Raw genomic sequence first — 1,605 nt, 5'->3', positions numbered from 1 at the left:
GAGATATTAAAGATTTAATGGAGAAAGGTATTCTAAAACAAGAAGAATCAGGTGGTCGAAGTACAAATTATGAATTGATAGAATTATGAATCAGTATTCATTTATGTTTAATACGATTCAGTAATTCTTTAGCATCCAACATTCCCATATCTGCTGATTCTTGTAAATTTTTAATTGCATTTAATGTGTCTTTTATAGCAAGATATGCCTCACCAATCCAAATCAAAGAATTAGCTTTTTCATAATTATGCGTAATAACTTCTTTGAGATCTTCAATTGCTAATTCGTGTTGGCTATTTTTTGCATAAACTATTCCGCGTTCATATTTAATCTCATATTTACGAATGTAATAATCAGAATCTATATCAAAATCTTTTGACAGTTTTAACTCCACATACATACTATCAGATTTAATGGCTCCTTTTGTTTTTAAGGCTTTTGTATAATAATTAATAGCTTTTTCATATTGATTAAGCCTCTTAAAATTATTTCCAATATTCATTAATGCTAAAGTGTTGTCAGAATCAAACTCTAGGATTTTCTCATAATCTTTTATTGCTCCTTCATAATCTTCTAGAATAGACTTGTCACCCCCTCTATTCAATAGAGCTGGTCTGAAATTTGGTCTTTTTTCAATTGCTTTATCTAAAAACTTAATTGCCTCTTGGAATTTCCCTTTTTCTTCTAGATCATAAGCTAAATTATAATAATCCTCTGCTGTTCTTAAATCACACGAAGAACAAAAAACAATTAATATTATATGGATTAAATTTTTTAACATCACTTTCTGCAAATTAATAAAACTATATTCCTTTATTCTGATTCTGGTTACTCTTAAGTATACAAACTTAAGGTTTATATTTCTGAAGCTGATCAAAACACCCGCACCCCATTCTTATACTTAACTAATTCATTACCATTAATTCTATTCTCATAAATAATTGCAGTTTCCCAGGTTCCTTTTAATTTTCCCTGTAATAGCATTTTTTCTAATCTTCGAATGCCCAATGCCTGATTTGGTTTTGATCTCTTATGGGTTTTATCCAGGGAATAAAATGTTCTGGAATTTCCATCATTAAAATAAACTATGCATTTACTCAATGCTGTATTGGGATCTGGATGTATCATGAATCATGTGTTTACCATGCTGTGTAAACTTTTTTCATATGCTCGAATCAAGGCTTCATCACCATAGGATTCGAGGCGTTGCTGTTGTAAACGGAACAATTGTAAACGCGTTTTATGTTTGTGTTTACCTTCTCCTTTGTTGTGAGTTATCCATTCTTTTTCAGTTTTCTGAATCAAAATACGATTTCGGATTTCTCGTTTTAAGATTTGTTGTTTTAAAAACCATGGGTATGTTTTTTTAAATCCGTTTCTCTTATTCTCTGGACTGAAATACAAGTGTGGCGGTGCCACCCATCGGTTGGGGTTGCGCTCCAGCCATCGAGCGACCATATCTACACGGGTATACAGGGTTTCCTGGTATCCTTTCCAATCTTCTTTACTGCCTTTAACTCTAAATTTACAATAGACGGATCTCCAGATATTATTGAGAATTTCAGCTTCTTCTGGTTTTGAAAAAATAGCATTACTAAACAATTT

At 31.5% G+C, this 1,605-nt stretch carries 3 protein-coding genes; all 3 read right to left on the bottom strand.

What is annotated here, in order from left to right; translation table 11 throughout:
• Nucleotides 1-97 precede the first annotated feature (97 nt).
• Nucleotides 98-781 (bottom strand): tetratricopeptide repeat protein, encoded by a 684-nt coding sequence (locus FOF46_RS30945; protein ID WP_143919269.1) that lies wholly within the window; start codon nt 779-781, stop codon nt 98-100.
• 92 nt (nt 782-873) lie between these two features.
• Nucleotides 874-1,128 (bottom strand): hypothetical protein, encoded by a 255-nt coding sequence (locus FOF46_RS30940; protein WP_143919268.1) that lies wholly within the window; start codon nt 1,126-1,128, stop codon nt 874-876.
• Between the two features lie 3 nt (nt 1,129-1,131).
• Nucleotides 1,132-1,605 (bottom strand): hypothetical protein (locus tag FOF46_RS32050; protein WP_167572033.1); only part of this gene is annotated, 474 nt, incomplete at its 5' end.

It is taken from the genome of Aquimarina algiphila, from assembly GCF_007489275.1.
In the GTDB taxonomy this organism is placed as follows: domain Bacteria; phylum Bacteroidota; class Bacteroidia; order Flavobacteriales; family Flavobacteriaceae; genus Aquimarina; species Aquimarina algiphila.
Note: the sequence above shows the minus strand (reverse complement) of the source record. Positions and strands in the feature narration are given on the sequence as shown.